At 36.1% G+C, this 20,976-nt stretch carries 28 protein-coding genes; 22 read left to right on the top strand and 6 right to left on the bottom strand.

The features are described 5' to 3' along the window. Nucleotides 1–148 precede the first annotated feature (148 nt). The 5 genes from JOC83_RS01275 (at nucleotide 149) to JOC83_RS01295 (ending at nucleotide 5,431) form a co-directional block, all read left to right on the top strand. On the top strand, nucleotides 149–1,408 hold the full coding sequence (locus JOC83_RS01275; protein ID WP_205182739.1) for a peptidase U32 family protein: 1,260 nt from the start codon (nucleotides 149–151) through the stop codon (nucleotides 1,406–1,408). Nucleotides 1,409–1,415: 7 nt separating this feature from the next. Next, entirely contained in the window at nucleotides 1,416–2,051 is a 636-nt protein-coding gene (gene udk, locus JOC83_RS01280; protein ID WP_205182741.1) for a uridine kinase, read from the top strand. Nucleotides 2,052–2,266: 215 nt separating this feature from the next. Continuing rightward, a complete protein-coding gene (gene greA, locus JOC83_RS01285) occupies nucleotides 2,267–2,743 on the top strand; it encodes a transcription elongation factor GreA (protein WP_205182743.1) in 477 nt (158 codons plus the stop codon). 170 nt (nucleotides 2,744–2,913) lie between these two features. Next, nucleotides 2,914–4,674 carry a peptidoglycan D,D-transpeptidase FtsI family protein gene (locus JOC83_RS01290; RefSeq protein WP_205182745.1) on the top strand — a complete coding sequence of 587 codons (1,761 nt, stop codon included), beginning with the start codon at nucleotides 2,914–2,916 and terminating at the stop codon, nucleotides 4,672–4,674. 124 nt (nucleotides 4,675–4,798) lie between these two features. Then, nucleotides 4,799–5,431: a YrrS family protein gene (locus JOC83_RS01295; protein ID WP_205182747.1), complete on the top strand. Its 633-nt coding sequence runs from the start codon at nucleotides 4,799–4,801 to the stop codon at nucleotides 5,429–5,431. 153 nt (nucleotides 5,432–5,584) lie between these two features. Here the strand turns inward: JOC83_RS01295 and JOC83_RS01300 are convergent, their stop codons facing one another. After that, nucleotides 5,585–5,794, bottom strand: a complete 210-nt coding sequence (locus tag JOC83_RS01300) for a DUF2536 family protein (RefSeq protein ID WP_205182749.1) — start codon at nucleotides 5,792–5,794, stop codon at nucleotides 5,585–5,587. A gap of 303 nt (nucleotides 5,795–6,097) precedes the next feature. On the opposite strand from JOC83_RS01300, the gene JOC83_RS01305 reads away from it, so the two are divergent. The 4 genes from JOC83_RS01305 (at nucleotide 6,098) to JOC83_RS01320 (ending at nucleotide 9,603) form a co-directional block, all read left to right on the top strand. Continuing rightward, nucleotides 6,098–6,739 (top strand): class I SAM-dependent DNA methyltransferase, encoded by a 642-nt coding sequence (locus tag JOC83_RS01305; RefSeq protein ID WP_205182751.1) that lies wholly within the window; start codon nucleotides 6,098–6,100, stop codon nucleotides 6,737–6,739. Nucleotides 6,740–6,756: 17 nt separating this feature from the next. Next, the gene (gene mtnN, locus JOC83_RS01310) at nucleotides 6,757–7,455 is read left to right on the top strand and encodes a 5'-methylthioadenosine/S-adenosylhomocysteine nucleosidase (RefSeq protein WP_205182753.1); all 699 of its coding nucleotides are present in this window, start codon (nucleotides 6,757–6,759) and stop codon (nucleotides 7,453–7,455) included. A gap of 88 nt (nucleotides 7,456–7,543) precedes the next feature. Beyond that, complete coding sequence (locus tag JOC83_RS01315) at nucleotides 7,544–8,467, top strand: PLP-dependent cysteine synthase family protein (protein WP_205182755.1); 924 nt, start codon at nucleotides 7,544–7,546, stop codon at nucleotides 8,465–8,467. Nucleotides 8,468–8,469: 2 nt separating this feature from the next. Beyond that, on the top strand, nucleotides 8,470–9,603 hold the full coding sequence (locus JOC83_RS01320) for a bifunctional cystathionine gamma-lyase/homocysteine desulfhydrase (RefSeq protein WP_205182756.1): 1,134 nt from the start codon (nucleotides 8,470–8,472) through the stop codon (nucleotides 9,601–9,603). Between the two features lie 40 nt (nucleotides 9,604–9,643). Here JOC83_RS01320 and JOC83_RS01325 read toward each other — a convergent pair whose 3' ends face one another. Continuing rightward, a complete protein-coding gene (locus JOC83_RS01325; protein WP_205182758.1) occupies nucleotides 9,644–9,835 on the bottom strand; it encodes a YjfB family protein in 192 nt (63 codons plus the stop codon). A gap of 169 nt (nucleotides 9,836–10,004) precedes the next feature. On the opposite strand from JOC83_RS01325, the gene JOC83_RS01330 reads away from it, so the two are divergent. Both JOC83_RS01330 and JOC83_RS01335 read left to right on the top strand, forming a co-directional pair. Continuing rightward, a complete protein-coding gene (locus tag JOC83_RS01330) occupies nucleotides 10,005–10,247 on the top strand; it encodes a YrhC family protein (protein ID WP_338038861.1) in 243 nt (80 codons plus the stop codon). A 363-nt stretch (nucleotides 10,248–10,610) separates the two neighbouring features. Continuing rightward, nucleotides 10,611–10,751, top strand: coding sequence for a YrzI family small protein (locus JOC83_RS01335; RefSeq protein WP_205182760.1), 141 nt, complete (start codon nucleotides 10,611–10,613; stop codon nucleotides 10,749–10,751). A 200-nt stretch (nucleotides 10,752–10,951) separates the two neighbouring features. Here JOC83_RS01335 and sigK read toward each other — a convergent pair whose 3' ends face one another. Then, nucleotides 10,952–11,671, bottom strand: a complete 720-nt coding sequence (sigK, locus tag JOC83_RS01340) for an RNA polymerase sporulation sigma factor SigK (protein ID WP_205182762.1) — start codon at nucleotides 11,669–11,671, stop codon at nucleotides 10,952–10,954. A gap of 195 nt (nucleotides 11,672–11,866) precedes the next feature. Here sigK and JOC83_RS01345 point away from each other — a divergent pair, with 195 nt between their 5' ends. Both JOC83_RS01345 and JOC83_RS01350 read left to right on the top strand, forming a co-directional pair. Continuing rightward, a complete protein-coding gene (locus tag JOC83_RS01345) occupies nucleotides 11,867–12,019 on the top strand; it encodes a hypothetical protein (RefSeq protein ID WP_205182764.1) in 153 nt (50 codons plus the stop codon). Between the two features lie 369 nt (nucleotides 12,020–12,388). Continuing rightward, nucleotides 12,389–12,550 (top strand): hypothetical protein, encoded by a 162-nt coding sequence (locus JOC83_RS01350; protein WP_205182766.1) that lies wholly within the window; start codon nucleotides 12,389–12,391, stop codon nucleotides 12,548–12,550. Between the two features lie 40 nt (nucleotides 12,551–12,590). Here JOC83_RS01350 and pssA read toward each other — a convergent pair whose 3' ends face one another. Beyond that, complete coding sequence (gene pssA, locus JOC83_RS01355) at nucleotides 12,591–13,130, bottom strand: CDP-diacylglycerol--serine O-phosphatidyltransferase (protein ID WP_205182768.1); 540 nt, start codon at nucleotides 13,128–13,130, stop codon at nucleotides 12,591–12,593. Between the two features lie 128 nt (nucleotides 13,131–13,258). Between pssA and JOC83_RS01360 the strand changes: the two genes are divergently transcribed. Next, nucleotides 13,259–14,041, top strand: coding sequence for a phosphatidylserine decarboxylase (locus JOC83_RS01360; protein ID WP_205182770.1), 783 nt, complete (start codon nucleotides 13,259–13,261; stop codon nucleotides 14,039–14,041). Nucleotides 14,042–14,114: 73 nt separating this feature from the next. Here the strand turns inward: JOC83_RS01360 and sda are convergent, their stop codons facing one another. Beyond that, on the bottom strand, nucleotides 14,115–14,255 hold the full coding sequence (gene sda, locus JOC83_RS01365) for a sporulation histidine kinase inhibitor Sda (RefSeq protein WP_205182772.1): 141 nt from the start codon (nucleotides 14,253–14,255) through the stop codon (nucleotides 14,115–14,117). 411 nt (nucleotides 14,256–14,666) lie between these two features. Here sda and JOC83_RS01370 point away from each other — a divergent pair, with 411 nt between their 5' ends. The 8 genes from JOC83_RS01370 to JOC83_RS01405 are packed head-to-tail and all read left to right on the top strand — an operon-like array spanning nucleotide 14,667 to nucleotide 19,782. Further along, on the top strand, nucleotides 14,667–15,182 hold the full coding sequence (locus JOC83_RS01370) for a YqeG family HAD IIIA-type phosphatase (protein ID WP_205182773.1): 516 nt from the start codon (nucleotides 14,667–14,669) through the stop codon (nucleotides 15,180–15,182). A 28-nt stretch (nucleotides 15,183–15,210) separates the two neighbouring features. Further along, complete coding sequence (yqeH, locus tag JOC83_RS01375; protein ID WP_239583328.1) at nucleotides 15,211–16,293, top strand: ribosome biogenesis GTPase YqeH; 1,083 nt, start codon at nucleotides 15,211–15,213, stop codon at nucleotides 16,291–16,293. Nucleotides 16,294–16,342: 49 nt separating this feature from the next. Further along, nucleotides 16,343–17,188: a shikimate dehydrogenase gene (gene aroE / locus JOC83_RS01380; RefSeq protein ID WP_205182775.1), complete on the top strand. Its 846-nt coding sequence runs from the start codon at nucleotides 16,343–16,345 to the stop codon at nucleotides 17,186–17,188. A 58-nt stretch (nucleotides 17,189–17,246) separates the two neighbouring features. Continuing rightward, entirely contained in the window at nucleotides 17,247–17,537 is a 291-nt protein-coding gene (gene yhbY, locus JOC83_RS01385) for a ribosome assembly RNA-binding protein YhbY (RefSeq protein WP_205182776.1), read from the top strand. Between the two features lie 22 nt (nucleotides 17,538–17,559). Continuing rightward, nucleotides 17,560–18,132 (top strand): nicotinate-nucleotide adenylyltransferase, encoded by a 573-nt coding sequence (locus JOC83_RS01390; RefSeq protein WP_205182777.1) that lies wholly within the window; start codon nucleotides 17,560–17,562, stop codon nucleotides 18,130–18,132. Continuing rightward, on the top strand, nucleotides 18,119–18,682 hold the full coding sequence (gene yqeK, locus JOC83_RS01395; RefSeq protein ID WP_205182778.1) for a bis(5'-nucleosyl)-tetraphosphatase (symmetrical) YqeK: 564 nt from the start codon (nucleotides 18,119–18,121) through the stop codon (nucleotides 18,680–18,682). The genes JOC83_RS01390 and yqeK overlap by 14 nt, the downstream gene beginning before the upstream one ends. Then, nucleotides 18,683–19,039: a ribosome silencing factor gene (rsfS, locus tag JOC83_RS01400; RefSeq protein WP_205182779.1), complete on the top strand. Its 357-nt coding sequence runs from the start codon at nucleotides 18,683–18,685 to the stop codon at nucleotides 19,037–19,039. Beyond that, complete coding sequence (locus JOC83_RS01405; RefSeq protein ID WP_205182780.1) at nucleotides 19,036–19,782, top strand: class I SAM-dependent DNA methyltransferase; 747 nt, start codon at nucleotides 19,036–19,038, stop codon at nucleotides 19,780–19,782. Before rsfS ends, JOC83_RS01405 begins: the two co-directional genes overlap by 4 nt. 289 nt (nucleotides 19,783–20,071) lie before the next feature. Here the strand turns inward: JOC83_RS01405 and comER are convergent, their stop codons facing one another. Beyond that, the gene (gene comER, locus JOC83_RS01410; RefSeq protein ID WP_205182782.1) at nucleotides 20,072–20,893 is read right to left on the bottom strand and encodes a late competence protein ComER; all 822 of its coding nucleotides are present in this window, start codon (nucleotides 20,891–20,893) and stop codon (nucleotides 20,072–20,074) included. Nucleotides 20,894–20,976: the final 83 nt, after the last annotated feature.

Consider the following 20,976-nt stretch of genomic DNA (forward strand, 5'->3'; position numbering starts at 1 on the left):
AGGTCCTGAGAAGAAGGCGCATTTTGCCTTCGTAGGAAGGAGTGAAACAGCCGTAGGACATAGCTCACGGAACTAGACAATAAGAAAAGTGTAGTGAGCTTGATTGCTTACTTAATAACGATTGAACATTTTAGAGGAGGTAGAAACAATGGCTGTTAAAATCGATACGGTAATTGACGGTAAGCGCGTCATTACAAAAAAGCCTGAGCTCTTAGCTCCAGCAGGTAACTTAGAAAAATTAAAAGTTGCTGTTCGTTACGGAGCAGATGCTGTTTTTATCGGGGGCAAAGAATTCGGCTTACGTTCAAATGCTGATAACTTCTCACAAGAAGAAATGGCAGAAGGCGTAGAATTTGCAAAACAATATGGTGCAAGAATTTACGTAACAACAAACATTTTTGCGCATAATGAAAACATGGATGGGTTAGAAGACTACTTAAAAGGTCTCCAAGATGCAGGCATCTGGGGAATTATTGTAGCCGACCCTCTTATTATTGAAACATGTCGTCGTGTAGCACCAAAGCTAGAAGTGCACTTAAGCACCCAGCAATCATTATCGAACTGGAAAGCCGTTCAGTTCTGGAAAGAAGAAGGACTAGAACGTGTTGTACTAGCGCGTGAAACAAGTGCAGAAGAAATTCGCGAAATGAAAGAAAAAGTAGACATTGAAATTGAAACCTTTATTCATGGAGCGATGTGTATTGCGTATTCAGGTAGATGTGTACTAAGTAACCATATGACAGCACGTGATTCAAACCGTGGTGGCTGTTGTCAATCATGTCGTTGGGACTATGATTTATTTAAAGTTGAAAACAACGATGAGGTAGCATTATTTAATGAAGAGGACAACTCATTTGCAATGAGTCCAAAAGACTTAAATCTAATTCAATCGATTCCGCAAATGATTGAATTAGGAATTGATAGCTTGAAAATTGAAGGACGCATGAAATCCATTCATTATGTTGCGACTGTAGTAAGTGTATATCGTAAAGTGATTGATGCCTATTGTGCAGATCCAGATAACTTTGTTATTCAAAAAGAGTGGTTAGAAGAGTTAGACAAATGTGCAAATCGTGATACCGCTCCAGCTTTCTTTGAAGGTGTACCAGGTTTTGAAGAGCAAATGTTTGGTGTTCATGGTAAGAAGACAACATATGACTTTGCAGGTCTAGTGTTAGATTACGATGAAGAAACCAATATGGTAACATTGCAACAACGTAATCACTTTAAGCCAGGAGATGAAGTTGAATTCTTTGGTCCTGAAATTAAAAACTTTACACAAATTATCGACAAAGTTTGGGATGAAGATGGTAACGAGTTAGACGCTGCACGCCATCCGTTACAAATTGTAAAATTTAAGGTGGACAAACCTCTATTCCCATACAACATGATGAGAAAGGGGCTTTAAACATACTATGGGGAAAAAACCGGTTGTGATTGGAATTGCTGGTGGCTCAGGGTCTGGTAAAACAACTGTTACAAAGGCCATTTATGAGTATTTCCAAGGACATTCTATTATGTTAATAGAGCAAGACTACTATTACAAAGATCAAAGTACAGTACCATTTGAGCAACGCTTACAAACAAACTACGATCATCCACTAGCATTCGACAATGACTTGTTAATTGAGCACTTGCAAAAGTTGTTAAATTATGAGAGCATTGAAAAACCGGTATACGACTATACCATTCATACACGTTCAGAAGAAGTAATTGTAGAAGAGCCAAAGGATGTTATTATCGTTGAAGGAATTTTAGTCTTAGAAGACGAGCGTTTACGTGAGTTAATGGATATTAAACTATACGTAGATACAGATGCAGACATACGCATTATTCGTCGTATGCTTCGTGATATTAAGGAAAGAGGACGTACATTAGAGTCTGTTGTTGATCAATATGTTTCAGTTGTTCGTCCGATGCATAATCAATTTATTGAACCAACGAAGCGCTATGCTGATATTATTATTCCTGAAGGTGGACAAAACCACGTTGCAGTTGATTTAATGGTTACTAAAATTCAAACAATTCTTGAACAAAAAGCCATTTTGTAATAACATAGCATAGATAAAGGAATTTTTATGTAATTGCAACAACGTTATATTTTGATGAATAATAACACAAATTATAAAGAATAGAGGAATGAGCAGCTTCATATTGAAGCTGTCATTTCTCTATCATTATATATTTTCCGCGATGTGGAAAATTTTTTCATACATAAAGACCTCTTTTTATGAGGCATTTCTTAGCTAAAAAGGAGTGAAGGGTTATGGCACAAGAAAAAGTGTTCCCAATGACAGAAGAAGGAAAACAAAAGTTAGAACAAGAATTAGAATATTTAAAAGCGGTTAAACGTAAAGAAGTTGTTGAACGAATCAAAATCGCTCGTAGCTTTGGAGACTTATCAGAGAACTCTGAGTATGATTCAGCTAAAGAGGAACAAGCGTTTGTGGAAGGTCGTATTACAACACTTGAAAACATGATTCGTAATGCTAGAATTATTGAAGAAGACTCTGAAAACTCATCGATTGTTTCATTAGGTAAATCTGTCACATTTGTAGAATTACCAGATGGTGAAGAAGAGACATATACGATTGTAGGTAGTGCAGAGGCAGATCCGTTTGAAGGAAAGATTTCAAATGATTCTCCAATCGCGAAAAGCTTAATGGGTAAACAAATTGGAGATGAAGTAGCTGTACAAACGCCAGGTGGCGAAATGTCAGTGAAAATTGTTTCTGTAAAATAAGGTCAGTGGTATTAAACCATGGTGAAGCATCGAAATAGATGTATGTATCTTACATAAAACACGAGTTTACGAAGGAGAGCTCTTTGTAAACTCGTGTTTTTTTATTTTTATGTATACTTTTGTGTTTTAAACAAAAACACCTCGTCGAGACTAAAGATGAGGTGTTTTTTATGACAAAAATCCGTAAACGGTTATTGATTGTGTCAACTCTTATCATGGTAGGGATGCTTCTTTTAAATAGTCGTTTAATGCAAATTCAGCTTATTAGCACAGAATCTTTTTCAGACAACAACATTAATTTAATTGAAGCAAGCGTGAAACAACGCACGCAGGAAATGATCATTGATGATGGGAGGGGGAAACTTGTTGATCGTAACGGTGAATCATTACTCTATACAAAAAGCAATCGACTAGTCTTGTTCCCGTTTTTAAAAGAGATGGACTGGCCGGTAGAAGAAATAGCAGCTTTGGCTGGATTATCTCCATATGTTTTAACAGAAGCAGTAAAAAAGATGAAAGAGCCAACAATGATTGGTGGAGAGTTATCCGGTAGCCAAATGGAAGAAATCAACAGATTACAAACACCTGGTGTTTTTGCTGTACCTATCCAAGAAGAACAACAAACAACTGTAGCTGATCATATAGTTGGTATAACAGCTGAAAGCAAAGAGATTATTGAGAAAAACTACAAAAATCAATTAAAAAAAGGAGAAATTTCGATTACGACTCCTGTAGGTATCTCAGGGTTACAGCGTTCGTTTGATGAATTTTTATTACCTGAACAAGAATCAAAGCTTTTGTATCATGTGGATCGACGTGGAGGTCCGCTGTTTGGGATTGATGTAAAATATACAGGAGCAGCTAATCCATTTTATCCTGTGAATATTCAAACGACGGTTGATGTAGCTATTCAGAAGAGACTAGAAGAAGTCATGAATCGGAGCGGCCTTAAAGAGGGAGGTTTTGTCCTTCTTGACGTAGAAACAAGTGAAGTAGTAGCCATGACAAGTAGACCAAGCATTAATAAAAAAAATCCATATAACAATGAAAAAAGCATCGTCAATCGTATGCTTACACCACAGATGCCAGGTTCTATTTTTAAAACGGTTATTGCCGCAGCAGCCATTGAGCAAAACCTAGTTCAAGCTAATGAGTTATATAACTGTGATTATAGCATTCATGATAAAATATTACCTGCGAAAAAAAAGCAAGGTTTGTTAAACTTTACAGATAGTTTTGCCGAAAGTTGTAATCGTACGTTTTCTGACTTAGCAAAAAAGATGAGTGAAAAAGACCCAGAGATGATGGATGAGTATGCTCATAAGCTAGGCTTAACAGAATTAGTAGGTTGGAATGGAGATGTGTTTCACTTTGAGCAATTTCGTCAATTTGACCAAGAAGCACGAAATACCATTTGGCATCCTGATGATGATAAAAAAGATGTAAACCTTGTTAAATTAGCAGCTATCGGGCAGCGTAATGTAAAGCTTACTCCGTTATCTGTTGCTAATATGATGGCTACAATCGCAAGAGGTGGAAAAAAACAAACAGTGAAAATTGTAGATGAAATTCAATATAAGAATGGTGGCTCTCTTTACACATTCCATAATCAAAAGATGTCAGGAAATCGAATTAGTCCATACACAGCTCTTCAGTTACAAAGGTTATTAAAGGAAGTTGTCATTCAAGAGAAAGGCACAGGGAGAAGATTTCAAACCTTGCCATATACGGTAGCTGGAAAATCAGGAACAGCGGATATTCGAGTAAACGCAGCGAATAAAGAAATCGTCAATAAATGGTTTGCAGGTTATTTTCCAGTGGAAAACCCTAAATATGCGTTAGTAGTTGTAGACTTAAATACGTTTAGCGATACCTCTCCTACAAACCAAATTTTTTACGAGATCGTTAAAGAATTGTACGAAATGAGCTAGTTTTCTACCTAGATAAAATTTGTCTTTAATATTACAAATTGGCTTCAAAAGAGACATTTCTCTTCATGTATGGTAGGCTAAATGATAGAATAAAGCATTATAATAGTTGGAGGAAGTCGTAGTAATGGACAACAAACGTTTTTCACAACGAAACAAAGAAAGAAAGATGAACCGTGTATACAATGTGCTTATTGTAGTTGTAGCAGTACTAATCGTTTTCATCGGTGGTCAAATGATGTTTGGTAAGTCGGATGGAGAAAAAGCAACAAAAGAGCCTGCATCAGAACAAAAGCAACAGGAAACCAATGAAGAGTCAGCGGAAAGTAATGAAGATAACAACAATGATAAAGATAAAAACGAAGAACAAGAAGAAAATGTTGAAGATGAATCAGATGAAGAAAATGAAATGACTGAAGAAGCTGGCGAAGCAGAGGTACAAGAAAACCCAGAAGCGGGTGTAAATCGCCGCATTGTAGATCCTTCATGGGAGCCGGTTGGGACTCAACAATCTGAACCTCATGCAGCAACCTATGAAAAAGGATCAGTTGATTGGAATGAAATGCTACAAGCTGTTAGTTATGGTTCTGGTGTACCGGTAGAAGATATGACAATCTGGCGAATTGGCAACAATGGTAGTCCACAAAAAGCAGTCGCAACCATCAGCTCAAAATCAGAAAACAAAAAATATCGTGTACAAATCGACTGGGTTGAAAGCGAAGGTTGGAAGCCAGTTGTTGTAGACGAGTTAGCGCAGTAAAAAGAGCTATTTTAAAAGTTTAAATCACGTGTTTGTTCTATGTAAACTGAATCACTAATGAAAAAATCGGAGTCTTACGGAGTTTTCATAACAGTTCAGTTTGTGTAAGAGTGTCTCTGAAAGGGTGTTTTTCCCTTTTGGAGACACTCTTTTTTATTTGCTTGCTTTAAAATGAACGACGGCTGAATAATAACGCTTTCCATGAGCGTAATCAACAGACATTTGATGAGATACACTTTGTACTTCTAATAGAATGGCTTTATTTTGTTCAATTTTTTCTGTGATTTGCTTTTCGAGATCTTGTACATTCGTTGATTCAAAAAATTCAACTTTATCTTTAATAAAATCAATTTGAAAGTTCATTTCTTAGTCCTCCAGTCGGAATTTAAAGAGCGTAGTTTTACTTACATTATACTATATCAGCATTAGATAATTCATAAAAAAACATTCTAAATGAAATTGGTTGAATTCAATAAGAAATAGCTTCTATACCAAAGATCATGAGATTCACCTAAAGAAATGAAAGCGCATCAAAAAGAAGAGGGATTTACTATACTTGGAAACACATTTTTCTTGCCTAAAATCATTTTATATGATAATTTTGAACCAATTAAAGTTTTAAAACATAGTATATCTATAGGAATTATATATTTAGGGGGAAGTTACATGGGCCGTGAATTTTTAAACATCTTTGAAGATTGGGCAAGTGAGTATGACGCATCTGTTCATGGGCATGATGAGGAATATAAAGAGGTATTTAACCGTTACGAGGATATTTTGCAATCTGTAGCAGATTTATCTAAAGGAAATGTAGTAGAGTTTGGGGTAGGAACAGGAAATTTAACAACAAAACTAGTAGCTAACGGTCGAGCTGTACATGGAGTTGAGCCATCTCAGCCGATGAGAGAGTTAGCCATTGAGAAGTTAGGAGACGTCATTACAATTGAAGACGGCGATTTCATTGAATTTAATTTGCCTAAAGAACGAGTAGATAGCATTGTAAGTACGTATGCTTTTCACCACTTAACAGATGATGAGAAACAAGAAGCTGTCGCAAAGTATGGAAACTTGTTAGAGCCAGGTGGTAAAATAGTGTTTGCTGATACAATGTTTGAAAGCGAAGAAGCTTTTGAAGACACGATTAAGCAAGCAAACGCACGTGGGTATTTTAACTTAGCAGAAGACTTGCAACGTGAGTATTACACAACAATTGATGTGTTGCGTGCTATTTTTGAGAAGAATGGATTTGAAACAACATTTACACGTTTTAACCATTTTGTCTGGGTGGTGAACGCAACCAAACAATAAACGAAAGAGGGTTTCAGATGAAAATCGCAATTATCGGAGCAATGGAAGAAGAAGTAACAATTTTACGTGACAAAGTAGAGGACCGACAAGAAGTAGTGATTGGTGGATCTGAATATTCATCAGGAACAATTGATGGTGTAGAAGTGGTGTTGTTAAAATCAGGAATTGGAAAAGTCAATGCTGCGATGTCAACGGCCATTTTATTAGAGAAATTCCAGCCAGATTACGTTATTAATACAGGTTCAGCTGGTGGTTTTCACCCTGACTTAAATGTTGGTGATGCGGTCATTTCAACAGCTGTTGTTCATCACGATGTAGATGTAACAGCATTTGGTTATAAATATGGTCAAGTGCCAGGTTCACCAGCAGCATTTGAAGCGGATGAAAAATTAATTAAAATCGCAGAGCAAAGTGCCAAAGAAGTAACAGATATGCAAGTAGCGAAAGGATTAATCGCAACAGGTGATTCGTTTATGAACGATCCAAAGCGTGTAGAATTTGTTCGTGAACAATTCCCAAATCTTTATGCAGCTGAAATGGAAGCAGCGGCGGTAGCGCAAGTTTGCCATCAATTTGATGTTCCGTTTGTTGTACTTCGCGCATTGTCTGATATTGCTGGGAAAGAATCAGATGTTTCATTTGAGCAATTTTTAGAAAAAGCGGCTGTTAATTCTACAAACCTTGTTCTGAAATTTGTCTCTAAACTTAAAGGGTAAAAAGACAACTATATTTACTTGTAGGATGAAGCGACATTGTTGTTTCATCCTCTCCTATGTTTAAAGTCAATTGTAACGAGGTGGAAGTATGCAAGTAGCAAAAAGTGTACATGAGCTTATAGGGAAGACACCTGTGGTTGAAATAACAAATTTTCCACTTCCAGAGGGTGTTCGTCTCTTCGCTAAATTGGAATATTTTAATCCTGGTGGTAGCGTAAAAGACCGATTAGGGCAAGAGTTATTAGAAGATGCGTTACAGTCAGGAAAATTAAAAGAAGGCGGTACAATTATCGAACCTACCGCTGGAAATACAGGAATTGGATTAGCGTTAGCGGCTATTAATCGTAACATTAATGTGATTGTATGTATGCCAGAGAAGTTTAGCGTGGAAAAACAAGAAATGATGAAAGCGTTAGGAGCTAAAATTATTCATACTCCGACAAGTGAAGGAATAAAAGGGGCAATTGCTAAAGCAGAAGAATTGCTAAAAGAAATTCCTGATTCGTTTTGTCCGCAGCAATTTGCTAATCCAGCTAATCCATTGACTTATTATAAAACACTTGGTCCTGAACTTTACGAGCAACTTGATGGGAAAATTGACGTTTTTGTTGCTGGTGCAGGTACGGGAGGAACTTTTATGGGAACCGCAAAATTCCTTAAGGAAAAAATCCCTCATATTAAAACAGCGATTGTAGAGCCAGAAGGATCCATTTTAAATGGTGGAGAATCAGGGCCCCATAAAACAGAAGGAATTGGAATGGAGTTTCTACCAGGTTATATGGAAACTTCATATTTTAATAGTATTCATACCGTCTATGATGTAGATGCATTTGAGTGTGTAAAACAACTTGCTCGAAAAGAAGGGCTGTTAGTCGGAAGCTCCTCAGGGGCTGCTCTTCATGCAGCTTTAATTGAAGCATCAAGCGCAAAGTCAGGAACGAATATTGTAACGATTTTCCCTGATAGTAGTGAGCGTTATTTAAGTAAAAAAATTTACGAAGGTGGGATTTAACAATGAAACGCAAAACACGCTTAATCCACGGAGGTATTGCAGGAGATCCACATACAGGAGCTGTTTCGGTTCCAATCTATCAAGTTAGTACGTACAAGCAAGAAGGAGTAGGCGGACATAAGGGATTTGAATATTCGCGTACAGGTAACCCAACAAGACATGCGTTAGAAGAGCTAATTGCTGATGTTGAAGGCGGAAAAGCTGGCTTTGCTTTTGGATCAGGAATGGCTGCGATTACAGCTGTTATGATGTTATTTAATAGTGGTGATCATGTTATTTTAACAGACGATGTATATGGTGGTACGTATCGAGTAATGACGAAAGTATTAAACCGAGTAGGAATTGATTCTACTTTTGTTGATACAAGCAACCTTGATAATATCGAAAAAGAGATTCGTTCAAACACAAAAGCTATTTACATTGAGACACCAACCAATCCACTATTAAAAATTACGGATATTGAGGGTGCTGCCAAAATTGCTAAACAGCATAATTTATTAACAATCGTTGATAATACATTTAGCACACCTTATTGGCAAAATCCAATTGAACAAGGTGCAGATATTGTTCTTCATAGTGCAACAAAATATCTAGGTGGACATAGTGATGTTGTAGCAGGCCTTGTTGTGGTGAACTCTGAGCAGTTGGCTGAGGATTTACACTTTGTTCAAAATTCAACAGGTGGGGTATTAGGGCCGCAAGATTCTTGGTTATTAATGCGAGGGATGAAAACATTAGGTATTCGTATGGAAGAGCACGAAGAAAATACAAGAAAGATTGTAGACTTTTTAACGAATCATCCTCAAGTAACGAAAGTATACTACCCTGGTTTAGCATCTCATCCAAATCATGAACTTGCGAAAAAGCAGGGGCGTGGATTTGGTGGAATGGTATCATTTGACGTAGGAAGCCAAGAAGCAGCTGATAAACTATTAAATTCTGTTAAGTATTTCACGCTTGCTGAAAGCTTAGGAGCGGTTGAAAGCTTGATCTCTGTTCCTGCAAGAATGACACATGCATCCATCCCAGCAGATCGTCGTCAACAGCTAGGCATTACAGATGGATTGGTGCGCATCTCAGTAGGTCTAGAGGATGTAGAAGATTTAATTGAAGATTTAACAACTGCAATGAAATAAAAGAGAAGCTCGAATTTTTTCGAGCTTCTCTTTTATTTTCTTAAGCTTTTAAATCTAATTTTTGACCTGCATAAGGGTGAGGTGCTTGTGGGAGTGTGTTGCTTTGAAGTAACTCAATCATGCTATTTCCATTCTGTTTAGACACATCCATGGTCATTTTCATCATGGAAAGACTAGATTGATTTTGTATGTTTGTTTGATTTAGTGCAATAGATAGTGCAGCGATGTCCATTTGAATCCTCCTCTATGTTTTAGATTTGATAAGGAAAAATCTTTCTGTTCGTTTAATCAATAAAATTGTTGTTACCTTTAAAAACCAATTTTTACACAAATTGATTGATTAGAAGGGTAGGCATCTATGTTAAAGTAATAGTATCACATTCAATTCAGAGGTGATACATGTGGATAATCAATTAATTAAACGAATTGAAACAAAGATTGAAGATTATCGTCGATTTATTTATGTACTATTGTCTGTAAGTACATTTTTATATATTGGTATCTTAATAGGGAACGGAGAGAAAGCACTCTTCCAACTCAACGTGATGATGGGTGCCATCGTCTTATTATTAGGATTATCTTTTTACTTTGCATTTAAAGTGAAAAAGTTAAAGAAAGAGTTATTAGAGCGAGAAGAGAACTAGATAATAAAAGGCAAAATGGATGACCAACAGTCGTTTATTTTGTCTTTTTTTGTTGAAAACATTTTCAACAAAAAAGGTTTACAAAGCAATAAGATGTGGATATAATTACCAATGTAAGTTATTTTAAATTACCGATGAGAAAAGGAGGTCGAAGGATATGTTATGGATTTTAGACATGGTAGCAATTGATACAACTGAATATTTTTATCCTATTCGACCGGTATGTGCATCGATGTAATTTAGAAATCATTCTAAATATGCCTATTAACCACAGGTTAGAATAGTCTTCCTGTGGTTTTATTATGTCTAAAAACCACAGGAAGGTGAATCCCTGTGGTTTTTATTATGAGGAGGTGAAAAATAATGACACTTAATATCTTTTTTCTGACGATTACGATTCAACCTCGTAAATTAACGAAGGATGAGCTTGAACATGCGAGACGTGTGAAGAAAATTGAAGAACAAATGAAAGATCGTAAATATGAATTTCATCGCTTTTTTTAATCTGACTATAAAATAAACGAAAGGTGTGATGAAGGATGATTAATCCGACTTTTTATATGATTACTTGGCTATTTGTGGAGAAAGACTCCACCTAACTTCATATTGATTGAATTAGGAGGGATCGAGATGATTTTGCTACGCGTAATTATCTGGCCTTTATTTAAATAATAAAAACGGTAAGTAAGGTAGCGGTTGCTACCTTACTTACCGTTTTTTCGCTTTTCTTTTTCAGCACGATAAAATTCATGAAACATTTTCATCAAAGCTCGCTTTTCGATACGAGAGACATAACTACGTGATATCCCAAGCTCTTTTGCAATTTCTCTTTGTGTTTTTTCTTTTTGGAGATCTAGACCAAAGCGACCGACAATGACTTCACGCTCCCGATCATCTAAAATATCAATGTACTCTTTAATTTTTTCAAGCTCCATATTTAATTGTATCGTATCAATGACATCATCAGATTCGGACTTTAGCACATCAATAAGACTAATCTCGTTTCCTTCTTTGTCTTGACCGATTGGGTCATGTAGAGAAACATCTTTCTTTGTTTTCTTTAAAGCTCTTAAATGCATCAAAATTTCATTCTCAATACAACGAGCCGCATAAGTGGCTAATTTTGTTCCTTTACCTTGAGAGTAGCTTTCAATCGCTTTAATAAGACCAATGGTTCCAATTGAAATTAAATCTTCTGCGTCTTCACCCGTGTTTTCAAACTTTTTAACAATGTGTGCCACAAGTCTTAAATTGTGTTCAATGAGTGTATTACGAGCGTGTGAATCACCTTCGGCCATAAGTGTTAAGTATTTTTGTTCCTCAGCAGCTGATAGCGGTTGGGGAAACGCATTGTTTTTTACATATGATACGAGAAACACTAATTCTTTCAATAAATAACCAACAGCAGCAAAAAAAGTAGACATCTCCTCACCTCCATATAGTAAAAAACAACCAAAAGCCTATTGTTCATTTATATGAGAAAAGAGGCGTTCTGTGTCTGTACAATAAAAAAACCATGCCAATGAATGTGCTGACATGGTCAAGATTATGATAAACATTAGACTTACAAACCATTTCTTTGTAAAATAAAAACGAATAACATAGGCAAGGTGAAAAAAATGATCAAAAAGTTTATTGTTCTACTAACTGGATTTGTTATTATACTGGCAACGATTGCAAATATAATTGAAGATGGTTTTACACTTAAGTGGCTACTTGTACTTGTATTAACAATTGCAACGGTAGGGGTTTTATGGATGAAAACAGAATGATAAGTAAAGAGCGAATGAACCATACCCCCTTTTCTTAAATGAAAAAAAGGAAGTTATGCGCATCAAAATAGAGTTCTGCTTAACACGTTTAACCTTCTAATTCTGCTGTTATTTCTGTTCCGATAACAATGGCAATAACGGAAGTTAGTACAATACTAATGACGCTTAAAAACATCTCTTTCACCCCTTTTTATTGTTTTTTTAAATGTAACATGCTGGAAGAATAACGTAGATACGTTGGTTTGGATAATTTGTTACGATCTCATGACTGATTTGTGAACATGTAGAACTTGTAAAAGGAAGATAAAAGCCTATACAAATTCCGCTATTGTACATATTTATAAGTAATGAGAGATAAAGGGGTGAAATATGATGCAATATGGATGCTATCCGTATGGATATCCTTGTTATCCTCCGTGTGGTGGAGGTGGATTTGGTTGGGGATGGGGCTTAGCAATCATTATTGTTCTGGTCGTGTTGCTACTAATTTTTGGTGGATTTTACTGGTATGGTGGCTATTATTGTAAATAAAAGGTCACAAAAAAAGCTCATGCATATGCATGAGCTCAGTTTATACTTTTTTAAGACGAAACGTTCCAATCATTAACAAAGCTAAAATTATCGTTAAAAACATGAAAAAGTGTGAAGGTAAATAAGGAACACCTAAATAACTTAATGTTAACAAGCAACCAGCTGCTGTAATGGGTAATCCTGTGAAATATCCATTGCTTTCGGTAATGTTAAAGCGGGCAAGTCTTAAAGCCCCACAAGCAATATAGAAAATGGTAAAAATAGCTCCTGGTGCACCATATTCAAACAAAATACTTTGATAAAGTAGTAGAGCTGGAGCAATTCCAAATGATATAATATCGCACATGGAATCCAACTGTTTTCCTAATTCAGATTCAACTTGAAGCTTTCTTGCTACCATCCCATCAAAACGATCGGCCAATGCCGCTAAAAAAATTAGTAATAAACTTAAGTTTAATTGGTCTTTTAGTATAAATAGAATAGCAAGGCCACCTAAGCTTAAATTAAGTAATGTTAATGCGTTTGCTGCCTGTGATTTTATTTTTTTTATTGTATGATCTAAATACTCTAATAAAAACATTTCTCCTCACTCCTTTACTGAGGATGGGACGTGTAAAAAAAAGGAAAACCCAAAAAGTAAATGGTAATCTTATTTTAGATGCAATTTTTAGTCTAGTAAAGAGGTATTTTTTATGGAGGTAAATTTTATTGCTTAAAAACATCTATCGTGCTCTAATCGAGCTGACAAATCATCGCGCTTCTTCACTGCTTGTTCAAAAATTTGCTACTTCTCGAATCAGTGCGCTGTTAATTCCATCATATGCACAAATATTTAAAATTAACCAAGATGAGATGGAAAAAAGTTTAAGGTCTTATCCTACGTTGCATGATTTATTTATTCGTACCTTAAAAGAAGAGGCACGTCCAATTGATGAGTCAACAAGTAGTTTAGTTAGTCCTGTAGACGCAAAAGTAGAAGAATGTGGGCGCATCTTACCATCAAAAGAAATCATTGTGAAAAACAAACGTTACTCAATTCAAGAAATGGTAGGTAACGACGAAGTATTACATAAATACATTGATGGAGAATTTGTGATTCTCTACTTAAGTCCAAAAGATTATCATCGAATTCATAGTCCCATTTCTGGATCAATCGTTCAGACTTGGACATTAGGGAATAAATCTTATCCTGTGAACCAAGCAGGATTGAAATATGGAAAAGACCCGCTTATCAAGAATTATCGACAATTAACAGAAGTTCAGCACTCCTCTGGTCATGTGCTAATGGTGAAAGTTGGTGCGATGTTTATTAATAGTATTGAGCGCATGCATGAGAGTAATCAATTAATCAAAGGACAAGAGATGGCTTATTTTACTTTTGGCTCAACTGTTATTTTGTTATTTGAGAAAGATACCATACAGCTTTCCTCTCATATTAAACAAGATCAACTTGTAAAGGTTGGAGAAAGAATAGGTACGTTAAGTTTGTAAAAAGAGAGCCTTCTATGGCTATATCTGTAGGCTTGATTAAAAAAGATATAGTCATAAAAGGCTCATTTATTTGTTAGGAAGATAATTTAACTTTAATTTTTAAAGAACGGCGCTTAATCTCTTGCTCGATTAATTGAATGAATTCAGGATTTAATTTAAGCTCTGTTGCCTTACAATATGACTCGATGAGCAGCTTGTCTGATAATTTTCTCATTTGTCCGCCAATGAGAGGCGGCCACCTCCTATAAAATAAGATAGGTGTTCTGGTTGACTGAGTGATAGCATATATTAGTAAATTCCTTACACATAATCTACCATGAAATAGGAGGTGGAACAACCGTTCTGTTATCCACAGGTATGGGTGGATAAATTGTGGGTATGTTGTTTATAATTACCAATAAATGTTGATTTTTGGGATGGGATAATGTTGATAAAATTATCCACACGTTTTGTCATTCAAATTTTGTCGAAAAATTTAGTGATAAAAAGGTGAATTTATAAAACGGTTCATTCTCTTATTTTTTAATTTCTATTAATTTTTGTTGGAAAATTGCTAGTTGCCATTGTTATAATGGTGTATTGTATTGTTTTGAGTGTCTTATTATAAATACGAGGTGTTGAATGCGTGTTAAACTTTTTTTTACCAAATGAGCATGTAAAAAGTATTTTTCATATCACCCCACAAATGCTAAAAGATAAAGGGGTTAAAGGGATTATTACAGACCTTGATAATACACTTGTTGAATGGGATCGCCCAGAAGCAACACCGGAGTTAATTGAATGGTTTAAAGTCATGCAAGAAAGTGGCATTAAAGTCACAATTGTATCAAATAACGTAGAAAAGCGAGTGCGTCTTTTCTCTGACCCAATTGGTATTCCATTTGTTTATGAAGCGAAAAAACCAATGAGAAGAGCATTTCGTCGAGCTATAAAGGATATGAGTTTGCAAAATGATGAAGTGGTTGTAATTGGAGATCAATTGTTAACAGATGTACTAGGCGGAAATCGATTAGGTTTATATACAATTTTAGTTGTGCCTGTTGCTCAAACGGACGGCTTTGTTACAAAGTTTAATCGTCGAATGGAACGACGCATATTAGGATGGATGAAACGAAAAGGTATGATTAACTGGGAGGATTAAATACGTGACTGAAAAAGATTTACACTGTATGGGGTGCGGAGTTGTACTGCAAACTGAGAACCCTAATGAAATTGGATATACTCCAAAGTCAGCGCTTGAAAAAGAAGTGGTGATTTGTCAACGTTGTTTTCGAGTGAAGCATTATAATGAGATTCAAGATGTTTCTCTAACAGATGATGACTTCTTAAAAATCTTAAATGGTATTGGACAAACAGACGGACTTATTGTCAAAGTGGTTGACATCTTTGACTTCAACGGCAGTTGGTTACCAGGCTTACATCGTTTTGTAGGGCATAATAATGTGCTACTAGTTGGAAATAAAGCAGACTTATTGCCTAAATCCGTTAAGCATAGCAAAGTAATTAATTGGATGAAAAAATCAGCAAAAGATCTTGGATTAAAACCGATGGATGTATTCTTAATGAGCGCACACAAAGGACAAGGTATCAAAGAAATCGCTGAGGCAATTGAACATTATCGTTTTGGAAAAGATGTGTATGTAGTAGGCTGTACAAATGTGGGGAAATCCACTTTTATTAATGCAATCATTAAAGAGGTTAGCGGCGAGAAAGATGTTATTACGACATCTCAATATCCAGGAACAACGTTAGATATGATTGACATCCCATTAGACAATGGTGCATCCTTATACGACACACCGGGAATTATTAATCACCATCAAATGGCTCATTACGTTGATAAGAGAGATTTAAAATTGATTTCGCCAAAGAAAGAAATTAAACCGAAGATTTATCAGCTAAATGAAGAGCAAACTCTTTATTTTGGCGGTTTAGCTCGTTTGGATTACATCAGTGGCGGAAGAAGATCATTCACTTGTTATATCTCAAATGAAATTAACATTCATCGTACAAAGCTTGAAAAAGCAGATGAATTGTATAGAAATCAAGTAGGAGAACTTTTGCAACCTCCTCGTAAAAATCAACTTGATGAATTTCCAGAATTGGTAGCTCATGAATTTGCAATTAAGCATGCAAAAACAGATATCGTCTTTTCAGGTTTAGGCTGGGTAACGTTAAATGAACCAGGAGCGAAAATTGTGGCTCATGCACCTAAAGGTGTAGGAGTATTTATTCGAGAGTCATTGATTTAAACGATGACTAAAAAAGTTTTAAAACAAGTGATAAAAGAGGGGAAACGTTTTGAGTAAACTATATGGCTTAGTTGGATATCCTGTTGGTCATTCGTTGTCACCTATCATGCACAATGATGCGTTTCAGCGATTGAAGATAAACAGTTATTACCATGCTTTTCATATTGAACCTAATCAATTTTCAAAAGCAGTAGAAGGGCTAAAAGCGTTAGGGGTTTCAGGTTTTAATGTGACAATTCCGTACAAGGTAGACATCATGCCCTTGCTAGACGAGGTGGATTCACTTGCACAAGCAATTGGGGCTGTTAACACCGTTGTTAACGATAATGGCCGCTATATTGGTTATAACACAGATGGTCAAGGATATGTTGCTTCACTCGTCCAAGCCTTAGAAAATGATTCGTTGGAAAACAAGCGAATATTGATCATCGGAGCTGGTGGAGCAGCTAAAGCCATCTTTTATACGCTTGCTGTCCATTCTCAAAAGCCTGTAGAGATTAGTATTTGTAATCGAACAGTTGAAAAAGCAGAACTGCTTATTAAGCATTGTCCAACTCATGTCCCCTCTTTCGCTTTATCAGTACAAGAAGCGGAGGAGCAGTTAGAAAGATTTGATGTTGTTATTAACACAACATCAGTCGGGATGTCGCCCAACATAGAGGAAACGCCTCTTAACCTTGACTTATTAAAGCCAGGGGCATTGGTTAGCGACATTATCTATAATCCTTTCGAAACAAAATTATTAGCTTCTGCAAAAGCAAAAGGAGCTCAAACACATAACGGAATTGGAATGTTTGTTCTTCAAGGAGCACTAGCTTTTGAGAAATGGACAGGCATGTTCCCAAATCAACAAGCGATGGAAGCCATCGTTAGAGATTCCTTGAAAAAAGGATAGCAAGCTAGCTTGCGAAATTAGACAACAAGAAAATGTAACAAATTAATGGAGGAATTCGATGTTAACTGGAAAACAAAAACGTTTTTTACGTTCAAAAGCACATCATTTAAACCCGATTTTTCAAGTGGGTAAAGGTAGCGTGAATGAAAATATGATCAAGCAAATTAGTGACGCTCTTGAAGCACGTGAATTAATGAAAGTGAGTGTATTACAAAACTGTGAGGATGATCGCGACACAGTAGCTGAGCAACTAAGCAAAGGTGCGCGAGCAGAACTTGTTCAAGTAATTGGTAATACAATTGTACTTTATAAAGAATCACGTGAAAATAAAACCATCGTATTACCTTAATTAAAGAAGGAGCGGAGGATCTTTGAAGAGAATAGCCATTCTAGGGGGTACATTTAATCCCCCTCACCTTGGTCATCTAATTATTGCAAATGAAGTGTTTTATACTCTTAATTTAGATGAATGCTGGTTTATGCCATCTTACACACCCCCTCATAAAGAAGTAAGTGATGAAGTGAATCCGGAACATCGTTTGCGTATGCTAGAGCTTGCCATTAAAGGACAAGAGCATTTCTCGGTACAAGACATCGAGTTTGACCGAAAAGGAACGTCATATACATTTGACACAATCCGTCTTTTAAAAGAATTATATCCGGATGTTCATTTTTACTTTGTTGTAGGTGGAGATATGGTGGAATATTTACCAAAATGGCACCGAATTGAAGAGTTAGTTCATTTAGTTACATTTGTAGGTGTAAAAAGACCAGGTTATGAGCTTAGATCCTCTTATCCTGTCGAATTTGTGGAGGTACCACAAGTAGACATATCATCCTCACTTATTCGCGAACGAGTCAATCAAGGACATTCCATTCAATACTTGGTTCCAAATGAGATTAAAGCGTACATTGAGGAGAATGGGTTATATGAATCGAGATAAAGCGCTTCAAATTGTGAAGCAACAACTCACTGATCATCGGTATACACATACAATTGGCGTAATGGAAACAGCGATTGAGTTAGCGAGTCGCTATGGGGGAGATCCTAAAAAAGCAGAGCTTGCAGCCATTTTTCATGATTACGCTAAGTTTCGACCAAAAGAAGAGATGAAACAAATCATTGTGACTCAAAAAATGGATCCAGCTTTACTGCTTTATAATACAGAGCTTTGGCATGCACCAGTAGGCACATATTTAGTTCGAGAAGAAGTTGGGATAACAGATGAAGAAGTGTTAAATGCTATTAAATACCATACATCTGGTAGGCCTAATATGACATTATTAGAAAAGATTATTTATGTAGCTGATTATATTGAGCCGGGTAGGCACTTTCCAGGTGTGGAAGACGTGAGAGAGTTAGCGAAAAATGATTTAGACTCTGCACTTATTCAGTCATTAAAGAATACCATTGTTTTCTTATTAAAGAAAAATCAAGCTGTGTATCCAGATACGATGATGACGTACAACAGTTTAGTTTTAGGAGGTAAATAGATGCAAGAACGTGAATTGTTATCATTAGTTGCAAAAGCCGCAGATGATAAAAAAGCGATTGATTTAGTAGCACTTAATATGCAAGGTGTTTCATTAGTAGCAGACTACTTTGTAATTTGCCATGGTAATTCAGATAAGCAAGCACAAGCGATTGCTCGCGAAATCAAAGAGAAAGCACAAGAGCATAATATTCATGTGAAACGTATGGAAGGTTTTGACGAAGCTCGTTGGATTTTAATCGATTTAGGTGATGTCGTTGCTCATGTCTTCCATAAAGATGAGAGAGGCTACTATAAATTAGAGCGTCTATGGGGAGATGCTCCAATTGTGGACTTGCAAGAAGAGTTGAGAGCATGAGTGCGAGTTACGGACATTTTGCATATGTTTACGATCGATTGATGTCTGATGTTCCTTACGAGCAATGGGTCCATTACTTTAAACAACAAATGTTTAAAGCGAATGTAGAAAGCCCATATGTATTAGACTTAGCTTGTGGAACTGGAGAAGTAGCTGTACGTTTAGCTAAAGAAGGGCTAGATGTTGTTGGTGTGGATTTATCGGATGATATGTTAATGGTCGCAAAAGAAAAAGCTGAAGCTGAAAACGTGTCACTCTCACTGTTTCAACAGAATATGGTGGAATTGGATTTAGGAACACAATTTGACTGTGTTGTGATTTTCTGCGATTCATTAAATTATTTACAATCAGCCGATGAAGTAAAACAAACTTTTCAAAAAGTGTATGAGCATCTAAAGCCAGGAGGAATGCTACTATTTGATGTGCATTCTATTTATAAAATGACGACAATTTTTGGTGACAATACCTTTTCCTATATTGACGAAGATGTTTCTTATATATGGAATTGTTTTGCAGCAGAAGAGTACGTAGTTGAGCATGAGCTAACATTTTTTGCATACGATGAGGAAATCGATGCTTATCAACGCTTTGATGAACTACATAAGCAACAAACCTTTGCCGTAGAAACGTATATAAAATGGCTAAAAGAAGCTGGTTTTCGTGATATGAGAATTACAGCTGACTTTGAAGCAACAGGTCCTGTTCACGATAGTGAGCGTATTTTCTTTTCCGTGTATAAATAATTTAAAGAGGCTGAACCAAACAGGGATATTTTTTTGTCCCTTTTGTCTCAGCCTTTTTTTATTAATGAATATCTTTTAAAATTCTAAAGAAAAAATGCATTCGATAAAGAAGGGAAAAAAGATAAAAAAAAGAATAAGTAAAGCAAGTGTCTTATCCCTCAATAAGCTAAGACATGTTTATTCAACATTCCTTGCTGTGCCTATTCAACGGTATGCCTAAATTTATGAGGAAAGGGATGACGTGACTCCTAGGGAATAGTGACGAGTTTTGCCACCTTTGACAAAGCCTCTAAAAGTTGAATTGATGAGTTACCTTTTCAATGTCTTCATCAAATTTCAAGTGTGTTTTTTGGAAAATATGAACAAATAAATCTCCTAATTCTTTCTCCAATACTTTAATTCCTTCACCTGTTACCCCGCCCTTTACACAAACCTTTTCTTGTAGAGTAGGTAAAGTGAAAATTTCTGACTCTAATAGTTTTCCCATGCCTATCACCATTTCACTAGTCAGCTTTGTTGCCACATCTTGAGAGATGTTGGTTTCTTGAACAGCAGCATCAATAAATCGCTGTAATAAAAAGCTAAAAAAGGCTGGACCACAGCTGACAATATCAGATGACACACGAGTAATATCCTGGTCTATTGAGATAGGTCTTGAAATTTTAGAAAATAAATGTTGAAGGTAACTTCGGTAATATCGATTACAGCTTTCCCCAAAAGTTGTTAATGACACGCCAGCAAGCGCTCGATTTGTAATACTTGGAATAATTCTGGCCACTTGACAATCGACAACCTCTTCCATTTGTTCAACAGAGATTGGACTTGTAATGGATACGATGCAATGATTTTGTGTAAGTTGTGGCTTTAATTTTATTAAAAGGGGGTGAATATCTAGCGGCTTTACACATAAAAAAATGATTTTTGATTTATTTACGACCTCTTCAGCAGTGTGTTCAACTGTAATAAGAGGATGATCTGCTTGGATGGCTAACGCTTTTGATAAAGTACGGTTAGTAATTGTAATGGTTGAAGGATGTGTTGCCTCTGACTCTAAAAGTGCATCAATCAATATTCTCCCCATGTTTCCGGTTCCGATAAACCCTATATTCACTGTTTGATCCCCTCCTTCAAAACCTTCTCTCCTAAATCTTATGATTCCTCAAATAAATTTATGATTCTGTTCTAATCGGGAAA

The sequence above is a fragment of the Priestia iocasae genome (genome assembly GCF_016909075.1).
Lineage (GTDB): Bacteria > Bacillota > Bacilli > Bacillales > Bacillaceae_H > Priestia > Priestia iocasae.

Bases quoted from the DNA above. Each gene is read 5' to 3' on its own strand.
- JOC83_RS01275 (WP_205182739.1), top strand. From the start codon at position 149: ATGGCTGTTAAAATCGATACGGTAATTGACGGTAAGCGCGTCATTACA.
- udk (WP_205182741.1), top strand. From the start codon at position 1,416: ATGGGGAAAAAACCGGTTGTGATTGGAATTGCTGGTGGCTCAGGGTCT.
- greA (WP_205182743.1), top strand. From the start codon at position 2,267: ATGGCACAAGAAAAAGTGTTCCCAATGACAGAAGAAGGAAAACAAAAG.
- JOC83_RS01290 (WP_205182745.1), top strand. From the start codon at position 2,914: ATGACAAAAATCCGTAAACGGTTATTGATTGTGTCAACTCTTATCATG.
- JOC83_RS01295 (WP_205182747.1), top strand. From the start codon at position 4,799: ATGGACAACAAACGTTTTTCACAACGAAACAAAGAAAGAAAGATGAAC.
- JOC83_RS01300 (WP_205182749.1), bottom strand. From the start codon at position 5,794: ATGAACTTTCAAATTGATTTTATTAAAGATAAAGTTGAATTTTTTGAA.
- JOC83_RS01305 (WP_205182751.1), top strand. From the start codon at position 6,098: ATGGGCCGTGAATTTTTAAACATCTTTGAAGATTGGGCAAGTGAGTAT.
- mtnN (WP_205182753.1), top strand. From the start codon at position 6,757: ATGAAAATCGCAATTATCGGAGCAATGGAAGAAGAAGTAACAATTTTA.
- JOC83_RS01315 (WP_205182755.1), top strand. From the start codon at position 7,544: ATGCAAGTAGCAAAAAGTGTACATGAGCTTATAGGGAAGACACCTGTG.
- JOC83_RS01320 (WP_205182756.1), top strand. From the start codon at position 8,470: ATGAAACGCAAAACACGCTTAATCCACGGAGGTATTGCAGGAGATCCA.
- JOC83_RS01325 (WP_205182758.1), bottom strand. From the start codon at position 9,835: ATGGACATCGCTGCACTATCTATTGCACTAAATCAAACAAACATACAA.
- JOC83_RS01335 (WP_205182760.1), top strand. From the start codon at position 10,611: ATGACACTTAATATCTTTTTTCTGACGATTACGATTCAACCTCGTAAA.
- sigK (WP_205182762.1), bottom strand. From the start codon at position 11,671: ATGTCTACTTTTTTTGCTGCTGTTGGTTATTTATTGAAAGAATTAGTG.
- JOC83_RS01345 (WP_205182764.1), top strand. From the start codon at position 11,867: ATGATCAAAAAGTTTATTGTTCTACTAACTGGATTTGTTATTATACTG.
- JOC83_RS01350 (WP_205182766.1), top strand. From the start codon at position 12,389: ATGATGCAATATGGATGCTATCCGTATGGATATCCTTGTTATCCTCCG.
- pssA (WP_205182768.1), bottom strand. From the start codon at position 13,130: ATGTTTTTATTAGAGTATTTAGATCATACAATAAAAAAAATAAAATCA.
- sda (WP_205182772.1), bottom strand. From the start codon at position 14,255: ATGAGAAAATTATCAGACAAGCTGCTCATCGAGTCATATTGTAAGGCA.
- yqeH (WP_239583328.1), top strand. From the start codon at position 15,211: ATGGGGTGCGGAGTTGTACTGCAAACTGAGAACCCTAATGAAATTGGA.
- yhbY (WP_205182776.1), top strand. From the start codon at position 17,247: ATGTTAACTGGAAAACAAAAACGTTTTTTACGTTCAAAAGCACATCAT.
- yqeK (WP_205182778.1), top strand. From the start codon at position 18,119: ATGAATCGAGATAAAGCGCTTCAAATTGTGAAGCAACAACTCACTGAT.
- rsfS (WP_205182779.1), top strand. From the start codon at position 18,683: ATGCAAGAACGTGAATTGTTATCATTAGTTGCAAAAGCCGCAGATGAT.
- JOC83_RS01405 (WP_205182780.1), top strand. From the start codon at position 19,036: ATGAGTGCGAGTTACGGACATTTTGCATATGTTTACGATCGATTGATG.